Source organism: Cognatundibacterium luofuense, assembly GCF_018139685.1.
Lineage (GTDB): Bacteria > Pseudomonadota > Gammaproteobacteria > Burkholderiales > Burkholderiaceae_D > Undibacterium > Undibacterium luofuense.
The window spans coordinates 1-332 of the sequence record NZ_JAGSPN010000402.1 but is presented as its reverse complement, the minus strand read 5'-3'; the positions used below and the strand labels follow the sequence as shown (position 1 = coordinate 332).

Sequence of the window (332 nt, the reverse complement as noted above, 5' to 3'; positions counted from 1 at the left end):
GGCTGATGAATTTTCCGGTGCAGTGCTGATTGCAAAACATGGCCAGGTTTTATTTGAATCGGTGTGCGGTGAAGCCAGCCAGCGCTACCATGTGCCGAATAAGCTGGATACAAAATTCAATATCGCCTCAGTCGGTAAGATGTTCACAGCGGTGGCGATCGCGCAGCTGGTGCAAGCGGGACGCCTTTCCTACGATGATACGCTGGATAAATTCCTCGATGCGAGCTGGTTGCCTGTGGCCGTCAGCAAACGTATTACGGTTAGTCAGTTGCTCAACCATACCAGCGGCTTACCTGAATTTCTGAGCCGGGCCAAAGCGCGTCACAGCTCAC

The 332-nt window shown here is 52.7% G+C and carries 1 protein-coding gene; it reads left to right on the top strand.

The window, feature by feature from the left end:
* Positions 1 to 332, top strand: a 332-nt coding sequence (locus tag KDM89_RS20955; RefSeq protein ID WP_212689760.1) for a serine hydrolase domain-containing protein, incomplete at both ends; no start/stop codon positions are given.